21 protein-coding genes are annotated in these 25,898 nt (G+C 73.3%); 16 read left to right on the top strand and 5 right to left on the bottom strand.

What is annotated here, in order from left to right:
- Positions 1–49: 49 nt before the first annotated feature.
- The gene (locus BBK14_RS24040; protein ID WP_071065525.1) at positions 50–1,729 is read right to left on the bottom strand and encodes a helix-turn-helix domain-containing protein; all 1,680 of its coding nucleotides are present in this window, start codon (positions 1,727–1,729) and stop codon (positions 50–52) included.
- A 304-nt stretch (positions 1,730–2,033) separates the two neighbouring features.
- On the opposite strand from BBK14_RS24040, the gene BBK14_RS24035 reads away from it, so the two are divergent.
- Entirely contained in the window at positions 2,034–3,311 is a 1,278-nt protein-coding gene (locus BBK14_RS24035) for a zinc metalloprotease (protein ID WP_071065524.1), read from the top strand.
- 242 nt (positions 3,312–3,553) lie between these two features.
- Positions 3,554–4,648: a TerC family protein gene (locus BBK14_RS24030; RefSeq protein ID WP_071065523.1), complete on the top strand. Its 1,095-nt coding sequence runs from the start codon at positions 3,554–3,556 to the stop codon at positions 4,646–4,648.
- A 25-nt stretch (positions 4,649–4,673) separates the two neighbouring features.
- On the opposite strand, the gene BBK14_RS24025 is transcribed toward BBK14_RS24030, so the two are convergent.
- A complete protein-coding gene (locus tag BBK14_RS24025) occupies positions 4,674–5,198 on the bottom strand; it encodes a helix-turn-helix transcriptional regulator (RefSeq protein ID WP_071065522.1) in 525 nt (174 codons plus the stop codon).
- 345 nt (positions 5,199–5,543) lie between these two features.
- Here BBK14_RS24025 and BBK14_RS24020 point away from each other — a divergent pair, with 345 nt between their 5' ends.
- Positions 5,544–6,593, top strand: coding sequence for a glycosyltransferase family 2 protein (locus BBK14_RS24020; protein WP_071065521.1), 1,050 nt, complete (start codon positions 5,544–5,546; stop codon positions 6,591–6,593).
- A gap of 64 nt (positions 6,594–6,657) precedes the next feature.
- Here the strand turns inward: BBK14_RS24020 and BBK14_RS24015 are convergent, their stop codons facing one another.
- Complete coding sequence (locus BBK14_RS24015; RefSeq protein ID WP_071065520.1) at positions 6,658–7,326, bottom strand: MBL fold metallo-hydrolase; 669 nt, start codon at positions 7,324–7,326, stop codon at positions 6,658–6,660.
- A gap of 442 nt (positions 7,327–7,768) precedes the next feature.
- On the opposite strand from BBK14_RS24015, the gene uvrA reads away from it, so the two are divergent.
- Positions 7,769–10,666 carry an excinuclease ABC subunit UvrA gene (gene uvrA, locus BBK14_RS24010; protein WP_071065519.1) on the top strand — a complete coding sequence of 966 codons (2,898 nt, stop codon included), beginning with the start codon at positions 7,769–7,771 and terminating at the stop codon, positions 10,664–10,666.
- Positions 10,667–10,701: 35 nt separating this feature from the next.
- On the opposite strand, the gene BBK14_RS24005 is transcribed toward uvrA, so the two are convergent.
- Entirely contained in the window at positions 10,702–11,121 is a 420-nt protein-coding gene (locus BBK14_RS24005; protein ID WP_020459662.1) for an SsgA family sporulation/cell division regulator, read from the bottom strand.
- Positions 11,122–11,525: 404 nt separating this feature from the next.
- Here BBK14_RS24005 and uvrC point away from each other — a divergent pair, with 404 nt between their 5' ends.
- The 12 genes from uvrC to BBK14_RS23945 all read left to right on the top strand — a co-directional run bounded on the left by uvrC (position 11,526) and on the right by BBK14_RS23945 (position 25,006).
- Positions 11,526–13,595, top strand: coding sequence for an excinuclease ABC subunit UvrC (gene uvrC, locus BBK14_RS24000; RefSeq protein ID WP_071065518.1), 2,070 nt, complete (start codon positions 11,526–11,528; stop codon positions 13,593–13,595).
- Positions 13,592–14,461 carry an RNase adapter RapZ gene (rapZ, locus tag BBK14_RS23995; protein WP_020459664.1) on the top strand — a complete coding sequence of 290 codons (870 nt, stop codon included), beginning with the start codon at positions 13,592–13,594 and terminating at the stop codon, positions 14,459–14,461. The genes uvrC and rapZ overlap by 4 nt, the downstream gene beginning before the upstream one ends.
- Complete coding sequence (locus BBK14_RS23990) at positions 14,458–15,564, top strand: gluconeogenesis factor YvcK family protein (protein ID WP_071065517.1); 1,107 nt, start codon at positions 14,458–14,460, stop codon at positions 15,562–15,564. The genes rapZ and BBK14_RS23990 overlap by 4 nt, the downstream gene beginning before the upstream one ends.
- 5 nt (positions 15,565–15,569) lie before the next feature.
- A complete protein-coding gene (whiA, locus tag BBK14_RS23985) occupies positions 15,570–16,556 on the top strand; it encodes a DNA-binding protein WhiA (RefSeq protein ID WP_041255728.1) in 987 nt (328 codons plus the stop codon).
- A 237-nt stretch (positions 16,557–16,793) separates the two neighbouring features.
- The gene (gene gap / locus BBK14_RS23980) at positions 16,794–17,801 is read left to right on the top strand and encodes a type I glyceraldehyde-3-phosphate dehydrogenase (protein WP_020459667.1); all 1,008 of its coding nucleotides are present in this window, start codon (positions 16,794–16,796) and stop codon (positions 17,799–17,801) included.
- Between the two features lie 54 nt (positions 17,802–17,855).
- Positions 17,856–19,058, top strand: coding sequence for a phosphoglycerate kinase (locus tag BBK14_RS23975; protein ID WP_071065516.1), 1,203 nt, complete (start codon positions 17,856–17,858; stop codon positions 19,056–19,058).
- 51 nt (positions 19,059–19,109) lie between these two features.
- Positions 19,110–19,922 carry a triose-phosphate isomerase gene (tpiA, locus tag BBK14_RS23970; RefSeq protein WP_083391207.1) on the top strand — a complete coding sequence of 271 codons (813 nt, stop codon included), beginning with the start codon at positions 19,110–19,112 and terminating at the stop codon, positions 19,920–19,922.
- Between the two features lie 259 nt (positions 19,923–20,181).
- Positions 20,182–20,412: a preprotein translocase subunit SecG gene (gene secG / locus BBK14_RS23965; protein ID WP_018503306.1), complete on the top strand. Its 231-nt coding sequence runs from the start codon at positions 20,182–20,184 to the stop codon at positions 20,410–20,412.
- On the top strand, positions 20,409–22,211 hold the full coding sequence (locus BBK14_RS23960) for an ABC transporter substrate-binding protein (protein ID WP_071065515.1): 1,803 nt from the start codon (positions 20,409–20,411) through the stop codon (positions 22,209–22,211). Before secG ends, BBK14_RS23960 begins: the two co-directional genes overlap by 4 nt.
- A gap of 264 nt (positions 22,212–22,475) precedes the next feature.
- Positions 22,476–22,817 (top strand): RNA polymerase-binding protein RbpA, encoded by a 342-nt coding sequence (locus BBK14_RS23955; protein WP_020459671.1) that lies wholly within the window; start codon positions 22,476–22,478, stop codon positions 22,815–22,817.
- 29 nt (positions 22,818–22,846) lie between these two features.
- On the top strand, positions 22,847–24,409 hold the full coding sequence (locus BBK14_RS23950) for a serine/threonine-protein kinase (RefSeq protein ID WP_071065513.1): 1,563 nt from the start codon (positions 22,847–22,849) through the stop codon (positions 24,407–24,409).
- 207 nt (positions 24,410–24,616) lie between these two features.
- Positions 24,617–25,006 carry a PLDc N-terminal domain-containing protein gene (locus BBK14_RS23945; RefSeq protein ID WP_071065641.1) on the top strand — a complete coding sequence of 130 codons (390 nt, stop codon included), beginning with the start codon at positions 24,617–24,619 and terminating at the stop codon, positions 25,004–25,006.
- 108 nt (positions 25,007–25,114) lie between these two features.
- Here BBK14_RS23945 and pgl read toward each other — a convergent pair whose 3' ends face one another.
- Complete coding sequence (gene pgl, locus BBK14_RS23940; protein ID WP_071065640.1) at positions 25,115–25,894, bottom strand: 6-phosphogluconolactonase; 780 nt, start codon at positions 25,892–25,894, stop codon at positions 25,115–25,117.
- Between the last annotated feature and the right edge of the window lie 4 nt (positions 25,895–25,898).

Genomic DNA, 25,898 nt, shown 5'->3' with positions numbered 1-25,898 from the left:
CCCGGCCACCTCGGCGGTGGCACCCGGCGGCCCCACGCGGCGGTGTCCCTCAGCGCGAGGTGCCCTCCCAGCCGAGCAGCCGGGCACCGAGCACCGCGGTCTGCAGGACGTACCGGTCCGTTGGAGAGGTCGGGTCATGCCTGGTCAGGGCGTGGATGCGGTCGAGCCGGTAGGTGAGCGCGCGCACCGACAGGTGCAACCGGCGGGCCGCCGCGAGCGCCACGCCGCCGGTCGCGAAGTAGGCGTCGAGCGTCTCGATCAGCGGTCCCGCGCCGCCCCGCGCCGCCCGCAGCGGGCTGAGCACCGCCTCGACGAGCTCCTCCAGCGGTTCCCGGTCGCGGAGCAGCACCTTGTAGATGAGCAGGTCGTCGGCGTGCACGACCTGCCCGTCCAGCCACATCCGCCCGGCCAGCTCGACGGCGTTGCGGGCCTCCTCATAGCCGATGCGCACGCCGGCGACGCCGCTGCGGGGCCGGCTGACCCCAAGCCGCCACACGAGCTCCGGTTCCACCCCCAGCCGCCCGGTGACCGCCCTGATGGCGGTGGACGGCGCCGCGTCCGCGGGGGAGAACGCCGGCAGCGGCGCGAACCCGGCGTCGCCGGGGCCGGGCGGGTCCATCCGGCGCCGGCCCCGCGGCGCCGTGGTCCGTGGGCGTGCGATCTCCCGGTCGAGGGTCGGCCGGTCGGCTCTCGGGTGCCCGGAGCCGCCGTCCGGCCGGGCGTGCACGGGGTGATGCACAGGATGGTGTCGTCCCGACGTGGGATCGCTCACGCTGGTCACCCCGGCCCTGGCCGACCCGGCCGTCGGGCCGGCGGCGGGGCGACGGTCCGGTGCGGCGCCGTCGTCCGGCGTGATCGCCGCCGTGGGCGGGACGGGCAGGATCAGGTCGGTCTCCTGCGGGACGACGCAGACGAGCAGCCCGTCCTTGGTCGCGACGAGGGGCTCCGTGGCGCACTGCGCGCGCAGCGCCTCCTCGATCCCGCGCACGACCGCCCGCCCGTCCAGGAAGCGCCGCCCGCCCGCCGCGACGAGGACGACGTGCGGCGCCTCCAGCCGGAGCCCGAAGGCGGCCGCCCGCTCGAGCAGCGGCCCGAGCTCGGAGGTGCCGGTGAGCAGGTCGTCCACCAGCTCGCGGCGCATCGCCTCCTCCGAGCGCGCCCGCGCCGCACGGGCCCGTTCGTAGCCCTCGCACACCGCCGCGACCGCGTCGTCGCTGGCCCGCAGGACGGCCGACGCCGCCGCGCGGGTTCGCGAGACCGCCCCGACGGTCAGCCCGCTGAGATCGGTGGGATCACCGCCGTCCTCGGTGTGCTGGGAGTGCTCGGCGTGGGCGACGGCCGGCACCCGCCCGCCCAGGACCGCCGGCAGCGTCCGTCCCAGGTCGCGCGCGTCCCGGTCGGCCTGGCGGACGACGGGCAGCGACGGCCAGATCCGCCAGGTCGCGGAGAGGTAGAGGTCGACGAGCGCCGGCAGCGAGGCGCCGGACTCGGCGGCGGCCTGGCCGAGCGCCCGGAAGACGTCGAGCTCGGCGCGGGACAGCCGCCGGCCGCTGTCGGCCGCGGAGGCGAGCACCTCCAGATAGTTGCCCAGCAGGCCGGCGTGCAGGCGGGCGTCGGCCGCCGCGAGCACGGCGGCCCGGGGGAGCCGGGTGAGGCTGGTACCGGGCAGCCCGGCTGGCTGGTCGTCGTCCGGGAAGACCGGCCTGGATGTTTGATCCCGTTTCGTCACCTCATGCTCTCCCCCCGCTCGGCTGCCGAGTATCGGCAAGGAAATCGTAGACAAAGTCGCGGACTCCGGACGGTGTCTGCCGGGACACCGAAGGGCAGGCTGAGCGTTGAGCCTGGTACGGGGCCCTGCGGGGCGCCCACGGCAGGCCGACGCGGAGCGGATCCGGCCCCTCGCGGGGACGATCCCCGCACCGCCCGTCGGCCGCCCGGCGCCGCGATCATCGCCCCGCCCAGGTGCCACCACGGCAACACAAAGCCCCCGACGGAAGTGACTGACGGTGAAAGGCAAAGGATCTACCCGAGACATGTCCACGAAGGACGGCTCCCGCCCCACGGCGCTGCCGCCGATCGCAGTGCGCCCAGGCCTGTTCGTGTCCGTGGCGGTCGTGACGGTGCTGCTCGGCGCGCTCACCCTCCCCGCCACCGTGCCGGGCCGTCCGGGCTTCGCCTACTTCAGCGGGGGCGTGCTCGGCGCGGGTCTGCTCGTCGCGATCCTGCTCGGGGCCGACCTGGCCCGGGCCGCCGCCGCGCGCAGGGCCGGGATCACGGTCACCGGGATCACCCTCGGCGCCTTCGGGAGCCGGCTGGGCCTCGCACCCGCACGCGACCGCTCGACGGACCGGGGCGACGGCAGCCCGCTGAGCGGTACCGGCCCGTTGGGCGGTACCGGCCCGGCCGGTACCGGTGACCCGCTCGCCCCGGCCACCGGTGACGCACTCGCCGACGCCGCCGTCGCCCGTGCGGGCCTGACGGTGACGGCCCTCGCCGGGATGGTGCTGGTCGCCGCCGGCGCGCTCGCCCCCGGCGGAACGCTCGCCCTGGTCGGCGAGCTGGCGCTCTGGGTCGGCACGTTCGCCCTGCTCATCACCGTCGTCGACCTGCTGCCCGCACCGCGCAGCGCCGGCGGGCGGATCCTCGCCGCCCGGGTCCTGCGCCGCACCGGTGACGAGGCGGCCGCGGAAGCGGCCGTGGCCCGCGCGGGTGTCATCACCGGGTGGACCCTGATCGTCTTCGGTGCGGCGGCCACCTTCCTGGTCGGGCTGGTCGGCCTGTGGGCGATTCTCCTCGGCTGGCTCGCGCTCGGGACGTCCCGGCTCGCGCAGACGCAGGAGCGCACCTCTGCCGCGCTGCGCGGGGTCTTCGTCCGTGACGTGATGATCCCCGCCCCGGAGGCGCTGCCGTCCTGGAAGACGGTCGCCGCCGCGCTGGACGAGACCGTGCTCCCGTCCCGCGCCTCGGTGTTCGGGGTCCGGGACTTCGCCGGGCCGCTGATCGGCGTCACCCTGCTGCGTGATCTGGCCGCGGTGCCCGCGGACGACCGCGACCTGGCCCGGGTGGCCCGGGTGACCATCCCGCTGGACCGGGTCGCCACCGCCCGTCCGGAGGAGCCGCTCGCCGCGGTCGCGTCGCGGCTGGCGCACCGGCCCGCCGCGGGCGTGATCGTCGTCGTCGCCGACGGCCCGGACGGCCTGCCCGGGATGGTGGGCACCGTGGGCCCGGGCGAACTGGCCCGGGCGCTGGAGACCACGCCGCTGCACGGCCGGGTGGTCACCCCGACCGGCTTCGGCCGCCGTCGCCGGTGAGCTCACCGGTCGCGCCGGGAGCCCGGTCCCGCCGGGTTCCCGGCGGACGTCCCCGCCGTCGCCGGGCCTGAGTGGCCCCCTCGGCGCGCGGGCCTGGCGGCCCGTCCTGAACCCGCTCTGGTCACGCTGCTGGCAACGGCGCCCGGCGGACCAGAGCACAGCATTCCCGGCGGGGCCCGTGAGCCCCGCCGGTGACCGCGGCCACCGGCCGCGACCCCCCCGTACCACCCAAAGGAGATTCCGTGGATGTGCCCGCCTGGGCCTGGGCCGCCTTCATTGGCGGCCTGCTCCTGTTGCTCGCCATCGACCTGATCGCGCACCGCAGGGCGCACGTCATCGGCTTCAGGGAGGCCGCGTGGTGGAGCGTTGGCTGGGTGTCGCTCGGTGTCGCCTTCGCCTTCGTCATCTGGGCCTGGCAGGGCCCCGGCGCGGCCGGCGAGTACACGGCGGCCTACCTGCTCGAGAAGAGCCTCTCGGTCGACAACCTGTTCGTCTTCGCGCTGATCTTCTCGTACTTCAAGGTCCCGCGGGAGTACCAGCACCGCGTGCTGTTCTACGGCGTGCTGGGCGCTCTGGTGCTGCGCTTCCTGTTCATCGCGGCCGGCATCGCGCTGCTCGAGAACTTCAGCTTCGTGATCTACATCTTCGGCGCCTTCCTGCTGTACACGGCGTTCAAGATGGTCCGCGACGACGGCGTCGACATGGACCCCGGGCAGAGCAGGGCCGTCCGGCTGCTGCGCCGGGTGATCCCGGTGACGGACACCTACCAGGGGCAGCACTTCATCCTGCGGCGCGCGGGCAAGCTGATCGCCACGCCGCTGCTCGCCGTGCTGGTGGCGGTCGAGACCGCGGACGTCCTGTTCGCCTTCGACTCGGTGCCCGCGGCGCTCGGCGTGACGAACGAGACCTTCCTCGTCTACACCGCCAACGCGCTGGCCATCCTCGGCCTGCGGTCGCTGTTCTTCCTCCTCTCCGGGCTGATGGAGAAGTTCCACCACCTGGCGACCGGGCTCGCCGTGATCCTTGCCTTCATCGGGGTGAAGATGCTGCTCACCGACGTCTGGCACATGCCGATCTGGCTGTCCCTCGCGGTGATCGCGGTCGTGCTGGCCGGGTCGATCGTCTGGTCGCTGACGACGGAGCCGCCCGCCGAGAACGGCGACGGCGGCCAGGACGGCCATGCCGGTGGGGCCGGCGACCTCAGCGGGTCCAGCGAGGTCGGCGGGCTCAGTGGGGCCGGCGGAGTCAGTGAGGCTGGCGATGGCGGTCGTCTGGTGACCGGCACGGACACCCGCGCCGACGCACCGGCGGCCAACGCGGCGGACTCGGGACGCTAGCCGCCGCCGGCGAGGCGGACCCGGTTCAGGCGGGTCGACGGGCGGGAGCGGGGTGGGTCCCGGTGGGCGGGATCCCGAAGGCCGCGATCGTGTCGCGTTCCTGGACCGGGGTCCGCGTCGCCTCCGCGCGCGTGATCCGGTCCCACCGGAAGCAGCGTGGACCGCCCCGGCGCAGGCACCACGCGAACAGGTACCAGTGGCCCCCGGTGAAACCGATCAGCCGGGGCTCCACCGGACGTCCCTCGCTGACCGCGCCGGTGGCGTCGATGTAGTCGATCGTGATGACGACTCCGTCGAGCAGAGCCGCCTCGACAACGGTGGCCACCGGCCCCCGCGGGGCGCGGACCGGGTCCGTGCCGATCCGCCGTGCCTTTTCGGTGAGCTCCTCGCGGGCGGCCGTGCCGGTCACGCCCAGCGCGTCGAGGACGGCGCCCAGCGCGTCGGCGGCGTCAGCGGCGAACGGCCCGTCCTGGAGCGCGGCCAGCGCCGCCATCACTGCCGCGGCCTGCGTCTCGGTGAGGGCCACCGGCGGCAGCAGGGCGCGGACCATGGCAAACACGGTGCCACGGCGATGTCTCCGTTGCCCGCCGATCACCCGCCGGGGCGAGGTCGGCCCGACCGGGTCCGTGGACCGTCGAAGCGAGTTGGCCGAGCCAGCCCCTGCGCTGCTGGCGCAACACGCTTCAGGTGGAGCGCCGGCCGCCCCCGCTCGGGCATGGTCCGGCGGGCGGCGGCATACCGGCCGACGAGAGCTACCTATTATTAATACGAATTGATGACTCGGCGACGCGCCGATTGTCATGTGGGCGACAGTGCGGCGCTCGCGTTAGTGTTTTGAGGCTGCCGGGATCGTCCGAGCTTCCCGAATCCCTCTGTTTCTCCTTCAAGGCGGACTATGTATAACCTTCTGGCCGTTGTTGTCTCCTATGGTGGATCACCCCAGCTCCACTGTCTTCTGGCGACCCTGGTCGGGGTTACCGGCTGCCGGGTCGCGCTGGTCGAGAACCGGCCCGGCACAGTGCACGAAGACCTGCCCGCGGGCGTTGAGCTGTACGAGGGGCACGGGAATGTCGGATATGGCACGGCTGTGAACATCGCCGTGCTCCGTGCGCTGCGGCCCGGCCCGGCGCAGGAGCCGCGGCCCGCGTCCCCGCCCGAGTGGCTGCTCGTCGTGAACAGCGACGTGACCATGCCTGAGCGGACCAGGGACCTGCTTCCCGATATCCTCGGTTCGATACCCGCCGACGCGGACGTGGTGGGTTTCCCGGTGCAGGCCGAGACCGGCCTCTCCGGCCGGAGCGCGGCGGTGCTTCCGAGTATCCGTACGAATGCGTACACGGCGGTGCGCGGTGAGGCCGCCGCGGTGGAACGCTGGCCCGAGCTCTGCTATCCCGTCGGGGCGTTCTTCGCGATCCGTACCCAGGAGTTCATCCGGATGGGCGGTTTCGACCCGTCCTACTGGATGTACTATGAGGAAACGGACCTTTTCGCTCGGCTGCACGCGTCCGGTGGCCGCATCGCGTGGATCGACGACTGCTGCCATGTCACCCACGTCGGCGGCGGGACCGTCGGCCGCGCCGGCCTGATGTACGCCGAACTCGGCCGTTCGGCCGCCATCTACGCGCGGCGCCACAGCGACACGCTCGGGCGGGGCTGGCTCGCCGTCCACGTGGCGCAGCTGGCGGCGCTGGCGCTGCGCAAGCTCGCGACCGGCCGGACCCACGACGCGCTGCGCGCGTCGAGGATCCTGTCCGGCGTCGCGACGGGGCTGGTCCAGCCTCGCTGGGAGCCCGCCACCCAGTCCCGCTGGCGGGCCGTTCCGGTCGCCACCCGCCGTGACCTGGGCCGGATGGACACCGCCGCGCCCGGGCAGGTGCCGGCGCCCCGGGCGTCCCGCACGTCCCGCGCGGACCGGTCGCCACAGGTGACCGCCGGGTACCGCTGACTGTCAGATACAGCCGACTGTCAGATACGGCTGACCGCCGGGCCGGGTGCGGCTGATCGCCGTCTCACCAGCCGCGGGAGCGCCACTCGGCCAGGTGCGGGCGCTCGGCGCCGAGTGTTGTGTCCTTTCCGTGGCCCGGGTAGATCCATGTCCGGTCGGGCAGCGGACCGAACACCTTGGCCTCGAGGCCGTCCATCAGGGTGGCGAAGGCGGCGGCGTCCCCGAAGGTGTTCCCTGGGCCGCCGGGGAACAGACAGTCGCCGGTGAACAGGTGCGGGGCGTCGCCGTCCTGGTCGTAGAGCAGGGCCACGGAGCCGGGCGTGTGCCCGACGAGGTGCACGACCCGCAGCGTGACCTCGCCGACGTGCACCTCGTCGCCGTCGACGACCGGGTCCATCGTCGGGACCGGGATGGCGGGCGCGTCGAGCGGGTGCGCCACGGTGCGGGCCCCGGTCGCGGCGACGACCTCCTCGAGCGCCTGGACGTGGTCGGCGTGCCGGTGGGTCGTCACCACGGTGGCCAACCCGCTGTCGCCGACAAGGCGTAGCAGCGTGTCGGTCTCGTTCGCCGCGTCGACGAGCAGCTGCTCGCCGGTGGCGGCGCAGCGCAGGAGATAGCAGTTGTTGTCGAACGGGCCGACCGCCACCTTGGTGATCGTGAGGTCCGGGAGCTCGCGGGTGTCCGCCGGCCCGCCGACGGTGACCTCGCCCGTGTATCCGGCGCCGATGTTCATCACGGTTCTCCTCGATCTCTCCGTGGACTGGTCCGCGCGGATCCGTCCGTGGCCGGACCGCCGTGGTGGCGGCCGGGCGGCGTGGAATGATCCGCGGAGCGCATCCATTCTGATCGGCGTGACCGCCGTGTGTCCTCGACGGAACAAGGATGTGGCCCGCGGGGTTCCCCTGCGCGGAGCCGGGCACCGCCGGTGCGGGCACGTCGGCCCGGGCGTGTAGCGTCGGTCGTGTTCGAACGCGCGTTTGATCCGGTGCCGCTGCGGAGCCGGGCCCAGGGCGCGGCGCCTGCCCGCGGGGCCGCGTAACGGGCCGCAAACCCGTCCGTAGCATGCCTGCCGCAGGCCGCGACAGTTGTCCCCCACACCTGATGTCACCCACACCTGATGTCACCTGTATCCGACTGTCACCCCCACCCGACCGAAGACCACGAGGGACCTGACGATGGCTGACCGTCTTGTCGTCCGCGGAGCACGTGAGCACAACCTTCGTGACGTCGATCTCGACCTGCCCAGGGACGGCCTGGTGGTCTTCACCGGGCTGTCGGGCTCGGGCAAGTCGAGCCTCGCCTTCGACACGATCTTCGCCGAGGGGCAGCGCCGGTACGTCGAGTCACTTTCGGCCTACGCCCGCCAGTTCCTCGGCCAGATGGACAAGCCGGACGTCGACTTCATCGAGGGCCTGTCACCCGCGGTCTCGATCGACCAGAAGTCGACCTCGCGCAACCCGCGCTCGACGGTGGGCACGATCACCGAGGTCTACGACTACCTGCGGCTGCTGTACGCGCGGGTCGGCCACCCGCACTGCCCGAAGTGCGGCCGCCCGATCGCCCGGCAGACCCCGCAGCAGATCGTCGACCGGCTCCTGGAGCTCCCCGAGGGCACCCGCTTCCAGGTCCTGGCGCCGGTCGTCCGTGGCCGCAAGGGCGAGTACGCCGACCTCTTCGCCGAGCTGCAGAGCTCCGGCTTCGCCCGGGTCCGGGTGGACGGCACCGTCGTGGCGCTCACCGAGCGCCCCAAGCTCGAGAAGCAGCGCAAGCACACGATCGAGGTCGTGGTCGACCGGCTCGCGGCGAAGGAGTCGGCCAAGCGCCGCCTCACCGACTCGATCGAGACGGCGCTCAAGCTCGGCAGCGGCCTGGTGCTGCTCGACTTCGTCGACCGGGATCCGGCCGACCCCGACCGCGAGCGGATGTACTCCGAGCACCTGGCCTGCATGTACGACGACCTCTCCTTCGAGGAGATGGAGCCGAGGTCGTTCTCGTTCAACTCACCGTTCGGGGCCTGCCAGGAGTGTTCGGGTCTGGGAACCCGCAAGGAGGTCGACCCCGACCTCGTCGTGCCCGACCCGACGCTCTCGCTCGCCGAGGGCGCGATCCAACCGTGGGCCGGCGGGCACAACAAGGAGTACTTCGAGCGGCTGCTGACGGCGCTCAGCGAGGACCTCAGCTTCCGGATGGACACCCCGTGGGAGGGGCTGCCGGAGCGCGCCCGCAAGGCGATCCTGCACGGCAGCGGCGAGACCGAGATCCACGTCGGCTACACGAACCGCTACGGTCGCAAGCGCTCCTACTACACGTCCTTCGAGGGCGTGATGGCCTTCCTGCGCCGCCGCCACTCGGACGCCGAGTCCGACAGCAGCCGCGAGCGCTACGAGGGCTACATGCGCGACGTGCCCTGCCCGGCGTGCCGGGGCGCCCGGCTCAAACCGGAGTCGCTGGCCGTCACGCTCGGCGGCCGCTCCATCGCCGAGGTCTCCGGGATGTCGATCGGGGAGTGCGCGGCATTCCTGCGCGGCGTCGAGCTCAGCGAGCGGGAGCAGGCCATCGCCGGGCGGGTCCTCAAGGAGATCGACGCGCGGCTCGCCTTCCTGCTGGACGTCGGCCTCGACTACCTGTCCCTGAACCGTTCCGCCGGCACGCTCGCCGGTGGGGAGGCCCAGCGGATCCGCCTCGCCACCCAGATCGGCTCGGGGCTGGTCGGCGTGCTCTACGTGCTCGACGAGCCGTCGATCGGCCTCCACCAGCGGGACAACCGCCGCCTCATCCAGACCCTCGTCCGGCTGCGCGATCTCGGCAACACGCTGATCGTCGTGGAACACGACGAGGACACGATCCGTGCCGCCGACTGGGTGGTGGACATCGGCCCCGGGGCCGGTGAGCACGGCGGCCGGGTGGTCGTCTCCGGCCCGGTCGAGGAGCTGCTGAGCAGCGAGGAGTCGATGACCGGCGCCTACCTCTCCGGTCGGCGGCAGATCCCGGTGCCCGACATCCGCCGCGCGCCGACGAAGTCGCGCTCGCTGACCGTGCACGGCGCCCGGGAGCACAACCTCCGGGACGTGACGGTGTCGTTCCCGCTCGGCTGCCTGGTGGCGGTCACCGGCGTCTCCGGCTCGGGCAAGTCGACGCTGGTCAACGACATCCTCGCCAGCGTGCTCGCGAACCATCTCAACGGCGCGCGCGAGGTGCCGGGCCGGCACCGCACGGTGTCCGGCCTCGAGCACCTCGACAAGGCGGTGCGGGTCGACCAGTCACCGATCGGCCGGACCCCGCGGTCCAACCCGGCGACGTACACGGGCGTGTTCGACCACATCCGCCGGCTGTTCGCGGAGACGACCGAGGCGAAGGTCCGCGGGTACCTGCCGGGCCGGTTCTCGTTCAACGTCAAGGGCGGCCGGTGCGAGGCCTGCTCCGGCGACGGCACCATCAAGATCGAGATGAACTTCCTGCCGGACGTCTACGTCCCGTGCGAGGTCTGCGCGGGCGCCCGGTACAACCGGGAGACGCTGGAGGTGCACTTCAAGGGCCGCAACATCGCCGAGGTGCTCGACATGCCGATCGAGGAGGCCGCCGAGTTCTTCGCGGCGGTCCCGGCGATCGCCCGGCACCTGCGCACGCTCAACGACGTCGGCCTCGGCTACGTCCGGCTGGGCCAGTCGGCGCCCACCCTCTCCGGCGGTGAGGCGCAGCGGGTGAAGCTCGCCTCGGAGCTGCAGCGACGCTCCACCGGGCGGACCGTCTACGTGCTGGACGAGCCCACCACCGGCCTGCACTTCGAGGACATCCGGAAACTGCTCGGCGTGCTCGGCCGGCTCGTTGACGCCGGCAACACGGTGATCGTCATCGAGCACAACCTCGACGTCATCAAGACCGCCGACTGGATCATCGACATGGGCCCGGAGGGCGGGACGGGCGGCGGCCGGGTGATCGCCGAGGGAGCTCCCGAGACGGTCGCCGCGGTGCCCGAGAGCCACACCGGCGCCTTCCTGCGGGAGATCCTCGGCGACCGGGTCGACGCCCGTCCGAAGTCACGGCCGAAGCTCGCCGGCGCGGCCGCGCTGTGACGGCGCGCGGCCGTGCCCGCTCAGGTCTGGAGGAGTCAGGTCTGGAGGAGGTCGTCGAGGACGGCGTCCAGAGCGACCTCGGGGTGCTCCTCGCCGGCGGGCACGACCCGCTCGGTGCGTTCGAGGAAGCGGCGGACGGGCGCGGCGTCCAGGACGACCACCGACCGGCGCTCGCCGTCGGCCAGCTCGAGGCGGATGCCGTCCCGGGTCGGCTCGGGCGTGATGCGGACGTCCCCGTCGCCGACGGGTGCCGGGCCGTCCAGGCCGGCCCGCAGCGCGTCCCGGGGAGCCACCCAGTGGCCCTGCGGGAGCGCGGGATGATCCGGCCGGGAGACGAGTACCAGCGCGACCGCCAGCGGGTCACAGCTGCGCCAGGTGATCTGCAGAACGGTGATCCTGCCGCGGCTGGGGGCGTCGTCAACGACGAACTCCGTCGTGACGTCCTCCACCTGCACGCGTCGGCTCCCTCGGCCCGATCTACCCGGTTTAACTGCCTCGCCGGTTTACACCGTCGCAGCAGTTCGCTCGTGACGCCACCCGAGTGGACGCGCTTCAGCATACGGCGACCGGGCGCTGACCGAAGGCGGACGGGAGATCGGCCCGGCGACAGATTGGCCACACGGCGCCGTCCGGGCCCTGGTAGCGGCCCGTCGGTGGGTGCCGGCTCGCCCGTCCGGGCCGGTCGGCGGGCCTTCCACGCGGGCGCCGCCGGCCGCCCGGCGCTCCTCGGGAGCGGTGCCGACGCACGGCCGGAATCGGTGAGCGACGGGGGCCCTCGACAGCATGGAAGCTCAGCGTGATGAAATAGCTACGTGCAGGCACTGCTCAGGCCGGATGACGGTCGCCGTAGGCTCGGCTCATGGCTGATCCGGCGTCCTACCGGCCCCCGCCGGGCTCGATCCCCGAGACCCCGGGCGTGTATCGCTTCCGCGACGAACATGGCCGGGTCATTTACGTGGGCAAGGCCAAGAGTCTGCGCGCCCGGCTGGCCAACTACTTCGCCGACATCCACACGCTGCACCCCCGGACCCAGCACATGGTCACCACGGCCGGTTCCGTGGAGTGGACCGTGGTGTCCACCGAGGTCGAGGCGCTCCAGCTCGAGTACACCTGGATCAAGGAGTTCGATCCGCGCTTCAACGTCCGCTACCGCGATGACAAGAGCTATCCGAGTCTCGCGGTGACGCTGTACGAGGAGTTCCCGCGGCTCCAGGTGATGCGTGGGCCCAAACGGCGCGGCGTGCGCTACTTCGGCCCCTACGCGCACGCGTGGGCCATCAGGGAGACCCTGGACCTGCTGCTGCGGGTCTTCCCCGCGCGCACCTGCAGCTCCGGGGTCTTCAAACGGGCTGGCCAGGTGGGCCGTCCCTGCCTGCTCGGGTACATCGACCGCTGTTCGGCCCCCTGCGTCGGGCGGGTCGACGCCGATGCCCACCGCCAGATCGTCGACGACTTCTGCGACTTCATGTCCGGGCAGACCGGCCGCTACCTGCGCCGGCTCGAGCGCGAGATGCGGGCCGCGGCCGAGGCGCAGGAGTACGAGCGCGCCGCGCGGCTGCGTGACGACATCGGGGCGCTGCGCCGCGCGGTCGAGAAGCAGGCCGTCGTCCTGCCCGACGGCACCGACGCCGACGTGATCGCCTTCGCCCAGGACGAGCTGGAGGCCGCGGTCCAGATCTTCTACGTGCGCGGCGGTCGGGTCCGCGGCCAGCGGGGCTGGGTCGTCGACAAGCTCGAGGACGTCACCACCGCCGACCTCGTCGAGCAGTTCCTGACCCAGGAGTACCTCGACGGCGTGCGCCCGGCCGGCACCGCTGATACCGCCGGCACCGCCAATACCACCGACCCGGCGCCGGCCGCGCAGATCCCCCGCGAGATCCTCGTGCCCGAGCTGCCGCCGGACGCCGAGGCCGTCGCCGAGCTCCTCGAACGGGCTCGTGGGGCCCGCGTCGACCTGCGCGTCCCCCGCCGGGGGGACAAACGCACCCTGATGGAGACCGTCGAACGCAACGCCAAGCAGGCGTTCACCCTGCACCGGACGAAGCGCGCCGGCGACCTCACCGCGCGCAGCCGCGCGCTGGCCGACCTCCAGGAGGCGCTGGAGCTCCCGGACGCCCCGCTGCGGATCGAGTGCTTCGACGTGTCGAACACCCAGGGCACCGACGTCGTGGCCAGCATGGTGGTCTTCGAGGACGGTCTGCCCCGCAAGTCGGAGTACCGCCGGTTCTCCATCCGCGGGGTCGACGGCCAGGACGACGTGGCGAGCATGCACGAGACCGTCCACCGGCGCTTCTCCCGCTATCTGGCGGAGCGGGCCCGCACCGGCGAGCTCGAGGAGTACCCGGGCGCCTCCACCGGCGACGACGAGGCTCCCGAGACCGGCCGGCCCCGGCGGTTCGCCTACCCGCCCAACCTCGTCGTCGTCGACGGCGGGCCGCCGCAGGTCGCCGCCGCCGCGCGCGCGCTCGACGAGCTCGGCATCGAGTCCGGGCCCGGCGGGGTGGCACTGTGCGGGCTGGCCAAGCGCCTGGAGGAGGTCTGGCTGCCCGACCAGGACGAGCCGGTGATCCTCCCGCGGACGAGCGAGGCTCTCTACCTGCTCCAGCGCGTGCGGGACGAGGCGCACCGGTTCGCGATCACCTACCACCGGCAGAAGCGGTCGACGTCGATGGTCGCCTCGGCGCTCGACGACGTCCCGGGGCTCGGGGAGACTCGACGCAAGGCGCTGTTGCGGCACTTCGGCTCGGTGGCGAAGGTGCGGGCCGCGGGCGCCGAGGAGATCGCGCAGGTGCCGGGCATCGGCCCGCGCACGGCGGAGGCGATCGTCGCCGCTCTGGCGCGGTCGGCCCCGGGCACGGACGCGGCGCCGGCGCCCGCCGTCGACCCGCTGACCGGTGAGATCATCGGCTCGGCGGGGGTGACCCGGTGACAGCGGCGACGCTCGACCTTGCGATCATCACGGGGCTGTCCGGTGCCGGCCGCAGCACGGCGGCCAAGTGCCTCGAGGACCTCGGCTGGTTTGTCGTCGACAACCTGCCCCCGGCGCTGCTGTCGACGATGGCCGAGCTGGGGCACCGTTCCGGCGGGGCGGTGAGCCGGATCGCCGTCGTCGTCGACGTGCGCGGGCGGGCGTTCTTCTCCGACCTGCGCGCGGCGGTGGAGGCACTGGACTCGCGCGGCATGCACCCGCGGATGCTCTTCCTGGAAGCGTCCGACGACGCGCTGGTGCGCCGCTTCGACCATGTCCGCCGTCCGCACCCGCTGCAGGGCGACGAGCGGGTCGTGGACGGCATCAACCGGGAGCGGACGCTGCTCGCGGAGTTGCGCGGCGAGGCCGACCTCGTCCTCGACACGACCGACCTCAACGTGCACGAGTTGAGGGCCAAGATCGACGCCGCCTTCGGCCAGCCGCGCGCCAACCGGCTCAACGCCACCGTGATCTCGTTCGGCTACAAGTACGGCCTGCCGCTGGATGCCGACCTCGTCGCCGACTGCAGGTTCCTGCCCAACCCGCACTGGGTCGAGGCGTTGCGCCCCTACACCGGGCGGGACTCGCAGGTCCGCGATTACGTGCTGGCGCAGCCCGGCGCGACGGAGTTCGTCGACCAGTACACGGCGTTGCTCAGGCTGGTCGGCGAGGGGTACGTGCGGGAGGGCAAGCGGTACCTGACCCTGGCGGTGGGCTGTACCGGGGGCAAGCACCGCAGCGTCGCCGTCGCCGAGCAGCTCGGGGCCCGGCTCGCCGCCGACGGCGTCGGCGTCCGGGTCGTGCACCGGGATCTGGGCCGCGAGTGACCGCCAACGCTCCCGCGATCGTCGCGTTCGGCGGCGGGCACGGCCTGGCCGCGTCGCTGGCCGCGCTGCGCCGGATCACCCGCCACCTGACCGCGGTGGTTACCGTGGGTGACGACGGTGGTTCGTCGGGCCGGCTGCGCGCCGAGCTCGGCGCCCTGCCCATGGGCGACCTGCGGATGGCCCTCGCCGCGCTGGCCGGCGCCGACGAGTGGTCCCAGACGTGGGCCGACCTCTTCCAGCACCGGTTCGGCGGCGGCGGGGCGCTCGCCGGCCACGCGGTCGGCAACCTCGTGCTGACGGCGCTGGCGGAGCGCGCGGGCTCCCCGGTGGCCGCGCTCGACCTGGCGGCGTCGCTGCTCGGCGTCGACGGCCGGGTGCTGCCACTGTCATGCGCCGGCATCGACATCGTCGCGGACGTGACCGGCCTCGACCCGAACCGGGCCGGGGAGTCCGCGGAGGTCCGCGGCCAGGCGGCCGTCGCGACGACCCCCGGCCGGGTGGCCGGGGTACGCCTGGCCCCGGCGGAGCCGGCGGCCTGCGGTGCCGCCCTCGCGGCCGCCGCCGCCGCGGACTGGATCGTCCTCGGTCCGGGCTCGCTCTACACGAGCGTGCTGCCGCACCTGCTCGTGCCCGACATGCGCGCGGCGATCACGGGCGCCGACGCCCACCGGGTGATGGTGCTCAACCTCGTGGCGCAGCCGGGCGAGACGGCCGGCTACACCCCCGAGGCCCACCTGCACGCCCTGGCCACGCACGTCCCGGGGCTGCGCCTCGACGTGGTGATCGCGGACCCGGCCGCGGTCGGCGACCCGGACCCGCTGGCCCGCGCGGCCGCGGACCTGGGCGCCCGGCTCCACCTCGCACCCGTGCGGGTTCCCGGTGAACCCGCGCTGCACGACCCCGAACGTCTCGCGGCCGCGTTCCGCGCCGTCTTCGCGCAGGACGGCGCCGTGGCGGTGCCGTCGGCGGCCCGTCCGATGGACGGCCAGCGGGCCTGGCCTGGCCGGCAGCCGGGAGCGGCCTGTGCCGACCCCTCGGGTGTCGGGTGCTCATCCACCGGTGGCTCCGGCCACCGGATCCCCTCCGGCGAATGCAAGGAGTGATCGGTGTGGCGGCGATGACGGCCACCGTCAAGGACGAACTGAGCAGGCTGCGAGTGGCCAAGCCCTGTTGCCGGCGGGCCGAGATGGCGGCGATGCTGCGGTTCGCCGGCGGCCTGCACATCGTCGGCGGCCGCATCGTGGTGGAGGCCGAGCTCGACACCGGCGCCACCGCGCGCCGGCTGCGGCGTGAGATCGCCGAGGTCTTCGGCTTCCCGTCGTCGGTGGCCGTGCTCGCGGCCGGCGGCCTGCGGCGGTCGGTGCGCTACATCGTCCGCGTCGAGCGGGACGGGGAACAGCTCGCCCGGTCGACGGGCCTGCTCGACCAGCGCGGCCGGCCGGTACGCGGCCTGCCGCCGCAGGTGGTGACCGGTTCGGCGTGCGACGCGGCGGCGGCCTGGCGGGGCGCGTTCCTCGCGCACGGCTCGCTGACCGAGCCCGGCCGGTCCTGCTCGATGGAGGTCACCTCGCCCGGCCCGGAGGCGGCGCTGGCGCTTGTCGGCGCCGCCCGGCGGATGGGCGTGCAGGCCAAGAGCCGGGACGTCCGCGGCGTCGACCGCGTGGTCGTCCGGGACGGGGACGCCATCGGCGCGCTGCTGACCAAGATCGGTGCGCATGACAGCCTGATGGCCTGGGAGGAGCGGCGGATGCGCCGCGAGGTCCGGGCCACGGCGAACCGGCTGGCGAACTTCGACGACGCGAACCTGCGCCGCTCGGCGCGCGCCGCGGTGGCCGCCGGCGCGCGGGTGCAGGCGGCGATGCGCATCCTCGGGGACGACGCCCCCGACCACCTGCTCGCGGCCGGGCGTCTGCGCCTGGAGCACGCGCAGGCGTCGCTGGAGGAGCTCGGCGCGCTCGCGGACCCGCCGCTCACCAAGGACGCCGTCGCCGGGCGGATCCGCCGGCTCCTCGCGCTGGCGGACAAACGGGCCAACGCGCTGGGCATCCCCAACACCGAGGCGAGTGTGTCGCCGGAGCTGTTCGAGAACGCCTGAGCACGCAATCGCTACCACGGACGGGGCACAGCGAGAGACCCGGTACGCGGCGTGGCCGTGGAAGCCCATGGGATAGGGTGATTGTCGAAACGGCGCGGCATTCAACCAAATGCCGAGTGTGCCGGGTCGCTCGGTGTGAGGAGACCGACATGGATCGGTTCGGATTCCCGCCGATGATGTCCCGACTCGCTAGGCTCCTGGCACACGACGGCACACGAGCATAGGGGAGTCCTGGACGTGGCTACGCGGGTGGGTGTCAACGGCTTCGGGCGAATCGGTCGTAACTTCTGGCGGGCGCTTGCAGCCAGCCGGCGTAGTGATCTGGAGATCGTCGCCGTCAACGACCTGACGGACAACAAGACGCTCGCGCACCTGCTGAAGTACGACACGACTCTGGGCACGCTGCCCGAGTCGGTCTCCGTCGGCGAGGACGGCATCCGCGTCGGCGACAGCACGATCAAGGTGCTCGCGGAGCGTGACCCGGCCGCCCTGCCCTGGGCTGACCTGGGCGTCGACGTGGTGATCGAGTCGACCGGCCGCTTCACCACGGCCGAGACGGCCGGCAAGCACCTGACCGCCGGGGCGAAGAAGGTCATCATCTCGGCGCCGGCCAAGGGTGAGGACCTCACGGTCGTCATGGGCGTGAACGACGACGTCTACGACCCGGCGAAGCACCATATCCTCTCGAACGCTTCCTGCACGACGAACTGTGTCGCGCCATTGGCGAAGGTTCTCGACGAGGCGTTCGGTATCGAGCGTGGTCTGATGACCACGATCCACGCTTACACCAATGACCAGGTCATCCTTGACTTCCCGCATTCCGACCTGCGTCGGGCGCGGGCGGCGGCGCAGAACATCATTCCCACCACCACCGGTGCGGCGAAGGCGACCGCTCTCGTGCTCCCGCACCTCAAGGGCAAGCTCGACGGCATCGCGATGCGTGTTCCGGTCCTTGACGGCTCGGTCACCGACCTTGTCGTGAACCTGGCCCGTCCCGCGTCGAAGGACGAGATCAACGCCGCGTACAAGGCGGCGGCGGAAGGCCCGCTGAAGGGCTATCTCGTCTACACGGAGGACCCGATCGTGTCCTCCGACATCGTGGGTACCCCGGCGTCGTGCACCTTCGACTCGCTGCTCACGATGTCCAGCGGCAGCCAGGTGAAGGTCGTCGGCTGGTACGACAACGAGTGGGGTTACTCCAACCGGCTCGTCGACCTGACCGGGCTCGTCGCCGCCCGGATCTGACATCGGCGAACCAGCCCGTCCATCGCACCTTCGCCCACCCCGGAGCAGCCCAGCGTGAGGACGATCGACGACCTGCAGGTCACCGGTCACCGCGTACTCGTCCGCAGTGATCTCAACGTGCCCCTGGACCATTCCAAGGGCGCGCCGCGCATCACCGACGACGGCCGGGTGCGTGCGAGCGTGCCGACCATCCAGGCTCTTCTGGACCGGAACGCGAAGGTGATCGTCTGCTCGCATCTGGGACGTCCCAAGGGGGCCCCGGAGGAGAAATACTCCCTCGCCCCGGTCGCCGAGCGGCTCGCCGAGCTGCTCGGCGTCCCGGTGGCGTTCGCCGGGGACGGCGGCGGCGACATCGCCGGTGACCGGGCCCGGGAGGTGGTCGGGCAGCTCGCCGAGGGCCAGGTGGCCCTGCTGGAGAACCTGCGCTTCCACCCGGGCGAGACCAGCAAGGACACCGTCGCCCGCGCGACCTTCGCCGACGAGCTCTCGGCGCTCGCCGAGTTCTACGTCGGCGACGCGTTCGGCGCGGTGCACCGGGCCCACGCGAGCGTGTCGGAGGTGCCCAAGCGCCTCCCGCACGCCGCCGGCCGGCTGGTGCTGACCGAGCTCGAGGTGCTGCGGGCGCTGACCGCGGCGCCGGCCCGGCCGTACGCCGTCGTGCTCGGCGGGTCGAAGGTGTCGGACAAGCTCGGCGTCATCCGGGCCCTGCTGCCGAAGGTGGACACGCTCCTCGTCGGCGGCGGCATGTGCTTCACCTTCCTGGCGGCCCTCGGGCACCCGGTCGGCGCCTCGCTCCTGGAGAGCGAGATGATCGACACCTGCAAGGACCTGCTGGCCGAGGCCGGTGACCGGCTCGTACTGCCCACCGACGTGGTGGTCGCCGACCGGTTCGCCGCCGACGCGGAGACCGCCGTGGTCGCCGCCGACGCGATCCCGGACGGCTGGCTCGGCCTCGACATCGGGCCGGCATCCACCGCCGCGTTCGCGCGCGTGGTCGCCGGTGCGGCGACGATCTTCTGGAACGGCCCGATGGGCGTGTTCGAGTTCGCGCCGTTCGCGGAGGGTACCCGCGGGGTCGCCGAGGCGGTCGCGGCCGGCGGCGGCTTCTCGGTCGTCGGTGGCGGCGACTCGGCCGCCGCGGTGCGCACCCTCGGCATCCCGGAGGACGACTTCAGCCACATCTCCACCGGCGGCGGCGCGAGCCTGGAGTACCTGGAGGGCAAGACGCTCCCGGGCCTCGCCGCGCTCGACGTCTGAGCACCACCGAGTCTGATCTCCACACTTTCACCGAGGAAGGGAAGCAGGGACGTGGCGAAGGGGGCACCCGCCCGCGGGTCGGCCGGAACCGGCCGGCGGACGCTGGTCGCCGGCAACTGGAAGATGAACCTCAACCACCTCGAGGCCATCGCGCTGGTGCAGAAGGTCGCCTTCGACCTCAAGCCCGCCGAGCTCGAGCGGGTCGAGGTCGTCTTTCTGCCGCCGTTCACCGACCTGCGCAGCGTCCAGACGCTGATCGACGGCGACAAGCTCGCCGTCGGCTACGGCGGCCAGGATCTCTCCCCGCACGGCTCGGGCGCCTACACCGGCGACATCAGCGGGCCGATGCTGTCCAGGCTTGGCTGCTCGTACGTCGTCGTCGGGCACTCCGAGCGGCGCACGTACCACCACGAGGACGACGCGCTGGTCGCCTCGAAGGCCCTGGCGGCCTACAAGCACAACATCACGCCGATCCTGTGCGTCGGCGAGCACGAGGACATCCGCGCCGCCGGAACGCATGTCGAGCACGTCCTGGCACAGCTCGAGGGCTCGCTGGCCGGTGTGAGCGCGGAGCAGGCGGCCACGCTCGTCGTCGCCTACGAGCCGGTCTGGGCGATCGGTACCGGGCGCACCGCCTCCGCCCAGGACGCGCAGGACATGTGTGCCGCCGTGCGCGGCCAGCTCACAAAGCTGTACGGCGAGCCGATCGCGGCCGGCATCCGGGTCCTCTACGGCGGCTCGGTGAAGGCCGCCAACGCGGCCGAGCTGTTCACCATGCCCGACGTGGACGGCGGTCTGGTCGGCGGTGCGAGCCTGGTCGCCGAGGAGTTCGTCGGCATCATCCGCAGCGGTCCGGCGGCGTAGCGGGGGCTGTCCGCCACCGGTGCGCGCCCGCGGCCGGCCGCGCACGAGCCGTCCCGGGGTGTGCCACATCGGTGACCGGGCGGTGTCATGTACGTTTGCACGATCGTCGAGTAGCCCGATCGGGTGCGACGGTACGGGCCCACCACACGTTGCTGGAAAGGCGGAGGAGGTGCGTAGGACGGTGGCGAGGCTCCGCTGGGAGGCTCGACCCGGCCACCGGGTCGCCTGCCACGTCCCCGAGGAGCGGGAGCTGGTCTAGATGACGGTCGGTCTGTCGATCGCCCTGATTGTCGCGAGTGTGCTGTTGGTGCTGCTGGTGCTGCTGCACCGGGCCAAGGGCGGCGGTCTGTCGACACTGTTCGGGGGCGGTGTCTCCTCGTCACTGGGGGGATCGTCCGTGGTCGAGAAGAATCTCGACCGCCTCACCGTCGCGGTGGCCCTCTTGTGGATCACCTGCATTATCGGTCTCGGTCTGCTCCTGAAGAATTGAACGCCTCTCCGGGGCAGCGGCTCGGTCATGCCCGAGGGATCGCCGCCCTGCTCACCGCCCTCCTGACCACGGTCGCCCTGCTCGCTGTCGCGGGATGCAGCGGCGAGTCGGACCCGACGCCGGGCCCGATGGCGGCGAGCCCGACCACGCCGCCGACGACCGCCTCCCCGCTCGAGAAGCCCGGCGGCACGCTGCGCCTGCTGACCGGGCGGATGCCGACCGGCGACCCCGGGTGGGCCGACGAGCCGGGGGAGCGGGCGTTCGCCCGGCTGGTGACCCGCCAGCTCTACAGCTACCCCGCCGACGCCGACACCGCCAGGTCGACGATCCCGCGCCCCGACCTCGCGGCCGGTGCCCCCGTGGTGACCATGGGCGGCACCGTCTACACCGTGCGGCTGCGCTCGGCGGCCCGGTGGAACACCCCGAACCAGCGCCGGATCACCGCGACGGACGTCGCCCGCGGCCTCAAGCGGATGTGCGCGCCGCCGTCGCCCTCCCCACTGCGCGGGTACTACGCGGCGACGGTCGTCGGCTTCGCCGAGTACTGCGCCGAGCTCGCCGCGGCGCCGGTGGCCGACGCCCCCGCGCTGATCGAGAGCGGCACCGTTCCCGGGATCGAGGTCATCGGCGACGACACCCTCGCGTTCCACCTGATCAAGCCGGTCAACGACTTCGTGGACATCCTGGCCCTGCCGGCCAGCTCGCCGGTGCCGCTGGAGGCCCTGGCCTACCCGCCGGACTCCCAGCAGTACCTCGACAACCTGATCTCCGACGGGCCGTACCGGTTCGTGTCGGAGCCCGGCGGTGGCTACCGGCTGTCCCGCAACCCGGCCTGGAGCGGCTCCTCGGACGGCATCCGGCGGGCGCTGCCCGACCACATCACCGTCACCGACGGGCTCGACCCGGCGACCATCACGGCGCGCATCGAGGCCGGTGACGCGGACATGGCCCTGAGCGGCGACATCCCCGCCGACGACCTGGCCCGACTGGTCGAGAGTGCCGACAAGAAGCTCGTGGTCGCTCCGACCGGCCCGGTCGTCGCCCTCGTCGTCGGGCTCAACGGGCCGTCCGCGGCGGCCCTGCGCGACCAGCAGGCCCGGGAGGCGCTGGCCTACTGCATCGACCGAACGGCGGTGGCCGCCGCGCTGGGCGGCCCCACGCTCGCCACGGCGACGGCCCAGCTCCTGCAGTCGCCGATGACCGGCTACGAGACGTACAACCCCTTCCCGGCCGGGGACGGCTCCGGGGACTCACGGCGCTGCGCCGACGGCCTCGCGAACAACCCGGGCGGGAAGGTGACGGCGCTGTCCCTGCTGACCACGGACAGCGCCACCGACACGGCGGTGGCCGAGGCGCTGCGTGCCGTGTTCGCCCGCGCCGGAATCCGCCTCGACCTGCGCATCCGCACCGGCGCGCAGTACACGGCGGCCGCGTCGAGCCCGGGCGGGCAGTTCTGGGACCTCGCCCTGACCACGATCACCCCGGACTGGTTCGGCGACGCCGGTCGTACCGTCTACGAGCCGCTGCTGGACGAGGCATGGGTGGGCGCCCGGCCGGCCGACGGCGGCTACCGCCGTCCGGACCTCCTTGCCCGCTACGAGTCCGCCGTGACGGCCTCCTCCGAGGACGACGCCGCCACGGACTGGGCCGGGCTGGAGCGAACGGTGCTGAACGACGCCGCGGTCGTGCCCCTCGCGGTCACCCACACGTCGCGGCTGCGTAGCTCGGCGGTACAGGCGTTCACGATCGTGCCGTCGCTGGGAACCGCCGATCCCACAGCGGTTTCGCTCGGTCCCTGAGGGTCTCCGGACCGGCGGCGGGACCAGTCGCACACCCGTGAGGGGGCCCCTAGGGGCCCCCTCACGCATTAGGAAGCCCCGGTGAGGGTGGTCGGTGCAACCCGTGGTGGACCTCCCGGCCTACACTCCGGAACAGACGTGCTCGACAAGTGCCGGGGGGTGCTGAGGACGTCTACGGCGGCGGTTCGGACGTGGGTGGTCCGGCCGCGGGGGGCCGACCGCCGAGCTACCACCCATGGGACGAGACGAAGGAGCACGCGGGCCGTGGCAGGTGGCAACGCCATCCGGGGGAGCCGGGTCGGGGCAGGGCCGATGGGGGAGGCCGAGCGGGGCGAGACCGCCCCTCGGCAGCGGATTTCCTTCTGGTGCGCCAACGAGCACGAGACGAAACCGGCCTTCGCGGCCGACGCCTCCATCCCGGACACGTGGGACTGTCCGAGCTGCGGCTTCCCGGCCGGGCGGGACCGTGAGAACACGCCCGCCCCGCCGAAGACGGAGCCGTACAAGACACACCTCGCCTACGTGCGGGAGCGTCGCAACGAGAAGGACGGCGAGGCGATCCTGGCCGAGGCGCTGGCGAAGCTGCGGGGCGCGCCGGCCAACTGACCGGCGCACCGCAGGGCACCGGGCCGGCGATGCCGCGTGACGGCGGTTCGTCCGGCCCGGGCCCGGCAGAGATGATCGGCTCCACCGGATCGATCGTCGCCGGCCGGGTCGTCGCCGGCCGCTACCGGCTGATCGAATGCGTCGGCGCCGGCTCGATGGGCATGGTGTGGCGCGCCCTCGACGTGCTGCTGCGGGCCGAGGTGGCCGTGAAGGCCATCTGGATCGGCGGCCGCGCGGGTGCTCCGGGCCCGGACGGCGCCGACCCGCAACGGCTGGCCGCGGCCGTGCGCGAGGCCCGCAACGCCGCCCAGCTGCGGGCGAACCCGCACGTGGTCTCGGTGACCGACGTCATCCAGGACGGCGGCCTGCCGTGGATCGTCATGGAGCTGGTCGCCGCCACGTCGCTGGACACAGCGGTCCGCCGCGGCGGACCGCTGCCGCCGCGCCGGGTGGCCGAGATCGGGCTCGCCGTCCTGGACGCGCTGACCGCCGGCCAGCGGGTCGGCCTCCTGCACCGTGACGTGAAGCCGTCGAACATCCTGCTCGCCGACGACGGGCGGGTGCTGCTCACCGACTTCGGCATCGCCACCAACGTCGCGGACACGACCGACGCAGGCGCGAGCGGCAGTGCGGGAACCCCCGCCTACCTCGCGCCGGAACGGATCACCCGGGGCCCGGCCTCGCTCGCGGCCGACCTGTTCTCCCTCGGCGCCACCCTCTACTTCGCCGCCGGCGGCATCCCGCCGTTCGCCCGCGAGACGGTGCCGCTCACTCTCGGCGCGGTCCTGCACGTCGATCCACCCGCGCTGACGGACACCGACGCGCTGTGGCCGGCGATCGGCGGCCTGCTGGTCAAGAACCCACAGGCGAGGCTGAGCGCGGAGGGCGCGGAGGTCCTGCTCACCCGCGTACTGCGGCTGGTCCCCGGCGAGCCGGACAATGCTGCCACGCGACCATCGACCACGCGACCATCGACCACGCGACCACCGACCGAGCCGCCCGCCGCCCGGCCAGCGCGGCGGCAGACGGCCGCCCCGCCAATGGCCGGGTCCGCCCCGCGGCCAGTGCCACCAGTGCCACCAGTGCGGCCAGTGCCTGCGCCGTGGCCGGTGCCTCTCCCGGACGGCCCGCGCCGGCGCCGTCCACTGGTCGCGCTCGCCGCCGGTGTGGGGCTCGTGCTTGTCCTGGTCGCCGCCGGGCTGCTCTGGGCCGCGCGGGACGAGCGCCCACCGTCCACAGCCGGCCCGCCGCCCGCCGCCGACCTGCTGCCCGCCGGCATGGCCGGCACGTGGGTCGGATCGGTGACCCAGGGGCCGATCGAGTTCGGCGTCGAGGTCGTGCTCAGGCGCGGCGGTATCGGCGAGATCGTCGGCGACAGCGACTATCCGACGGACGGCTGCGCCGCGCGGCTGCGCCTCCTGGAGGCCGGCGCTGACCGCGTCACCGTCCAGGAACGGCTGTTCCGCTCGGGCGCGCTGTGTCGTGGCGCCGAACGGCTCGTGCTGGCGTTGCGCCCCGACGGCCGGCTGGCCTACACCTTCCCCGCGACGAATATCAACTCAACGGGTACCGGCGTTCTCACCCGGCGCTGACCGGCGGGGCCGGTGCCGGCCGGTTCACCCCCGCTGGGTGAGCGTGGCGGTGCGCCGCGGCGCACCGAGTGGGTATGAGTCGGGTCTCGCCGGCAGGTCGGTCACGCCGGCGGAGTGCCCGTGAGCTCCGGCCGGCGGCCGCCGCGTCGCCCGATCCGCGGCCGCGGTGCCGCGGGCCGGTGGGCCGCGACGGTGAGAGGAGGAATGGTGGACCCCGACTTCCCGTTGCTCAGTGTCTTCCTTTACATGCTGTGGTTCTTCTGTTTCACGATGTGGCTGTTCCTGATGTTCACGGTGATCACGGACGTCTTCCGCAGCCATGATCTCTCCGGGTGGGGCAAGGCCGGCTGGACGGTGCTGATCATTGTCCTGCCGCTGATCGGTTTGCTGGCCTACCTGATCGTCAGGGGCAGCTCCATGCACGACCGCCAGGCCCGGCAGGTGGCATCCCAGGCCGACATGTGGCGCACCGAGGTCCGCGCGGCCGCCGGCCGGCCGAGCGCCGCCGACGAGCTCAGCCGGCTTGCGGACCTCCGCGACCACGGCGTCATCAGCACCAACGAGTTCGAACGGGAGAAGACGAAGATCCTGGCCTGAACGAGATCCCGGCCTGAACCGGGCACGGCCGGCTTCCCCGGTCGCCCCTGCCTCCCGCGGGGGTCGCGCCTGTCCGCGACCTCCGCGGGAGTTTCGCTCAGAGTTCGCTCAGAGCCGGGACGCGGCGGCGCGGTCCACCAGCCAGAGCGTGCGCTCCCGGCCCACCGCGCCGGCGGCCGGGAAGGCCACCGGATCCGCGCCGGGCGTCAGCGCGTTCGCCACCGCCTCGGCTTTCTCCTCCCCGGCGACGACCACCCAGACCTCACGGGCGGCCCGCAGCGCGGGGAACGTCAGTGTCACCCGGGTGGGCGGCGGTTTCGGGCAGTCCCGGACGGCGGTCACCGTCCCGGTGGCCACGGCCGCCGGCGAGTCGGGGAAGATCGACGCGACGTGCGTCTCCGGCCCGAGCCCGAGCAGCAGGACGTCGAACGCCGGAACGGCGGAACCGGCCACCGCCCGCGCCGCGAGCGTCTCCGCGTACGCCGCGGCGGCCGTCTCCGGCTCGGCGACACCGCCGCCGCCCGCTCCCGCGAGGTGGCCCATGGGGAAGACCCGCGTCGGGTCCACCGGAACGTGCGCGAGCAGCGCCTCCCGGGCCTGCTGGTCGTTGCGGTCGGGGGAGTCCGCCGGCACGAAGCGCTCGTCGCCCCACCAGACGTCCACCCGGGCCCAGTCGACCGCGTCCACCGCGGGGCTGGCCCGCACCGCGCGCAGCAGCGCCACGCCGATGCCGCCGCCGGTGAGCACGATCGAGGCCTCGCCGCGCGCCGCCTGGGCGTCCACCAGCGCGGTGATGAGCCGCGCCGCCGCCGCCCGCGCGAGCACGCCGGCGTCCGCGTGGACGACCACCGTGGGCGGTTCCGGAGCGGGCCCGCCGCCCGCGGGCACGGAC

It is taken from the genome of Parafrankia soli, assembly GCF_001854695.1.
Taxonomy (GTDB): Bacteria; Actinomycetota; Actinomycetes; order Frankiales; family Frankiaceae; genus Parafrankia; species Parafrankia soli.
The sequence above is the reverse complement of the archived record's forward strand: the minus strand, read 5'-3'. Positions and strand labels throughout refer to the sequence as shown.

Bases quoted from the DNA above. Each gene is read 5' to 3' on its own strand.
- uvrA (WP_071065519.1), top strand. From the start codon at position 7,769: ATGGCTGACCGTCTTGTCGTCCGCGGAGCACGTGAGCACAACCTTCGT.
- BBK14_RS24035 (WP_071065524.1), top strand. From the start codon at position 2,034: ATGTCCACGAAGGACGGCTCCCGCCCCACGGCGCTGCCGCCGATCGCA.
- BBK14_RS24020 (WP_071065521.1), top strand. From the start codon at position 5,544: ATGTATAACCTTCTGGCCGTTGTTGTCTCCTATGGTGGATCACCCCAG.
- BBK14_RS24025 (WP_071065522.1), bottom strand. From the start codon at position 5,198: ATGGTCCGCGCCCTGCTGCCGCCGGTGGCCCTCACCGAGACGCAGGCC.
- BBK14_RS24015 (WP_071065520.1), bottom strand. From the start codon at position 7,326: ATGAACATCGGCGCCGGATACACGGGCGAGGTCACCGTCGGCGGGCCG.
- secG (WP_018503306.1), top strand. From the start codon at position 20,182: ATGACGGTCGGTCTGTCGATCGCCCTGATTGTCGCGAGTGTGCTGTTG.
- uvrC (WP_071065518.1), top strand. From the start codon at position 11,526: ATGGCTGATCCGGCGTCCTACCGGCCCCCGCCGGGCTCGATCCCCGAG.
- BBK14_RS23950 (WP_071065513.1), top strand. From the start codon at position 22,847: ATGCCGCGTGACGGCGGTTCGTCCGGCCCGGGCCCGGCAGAGATGATC.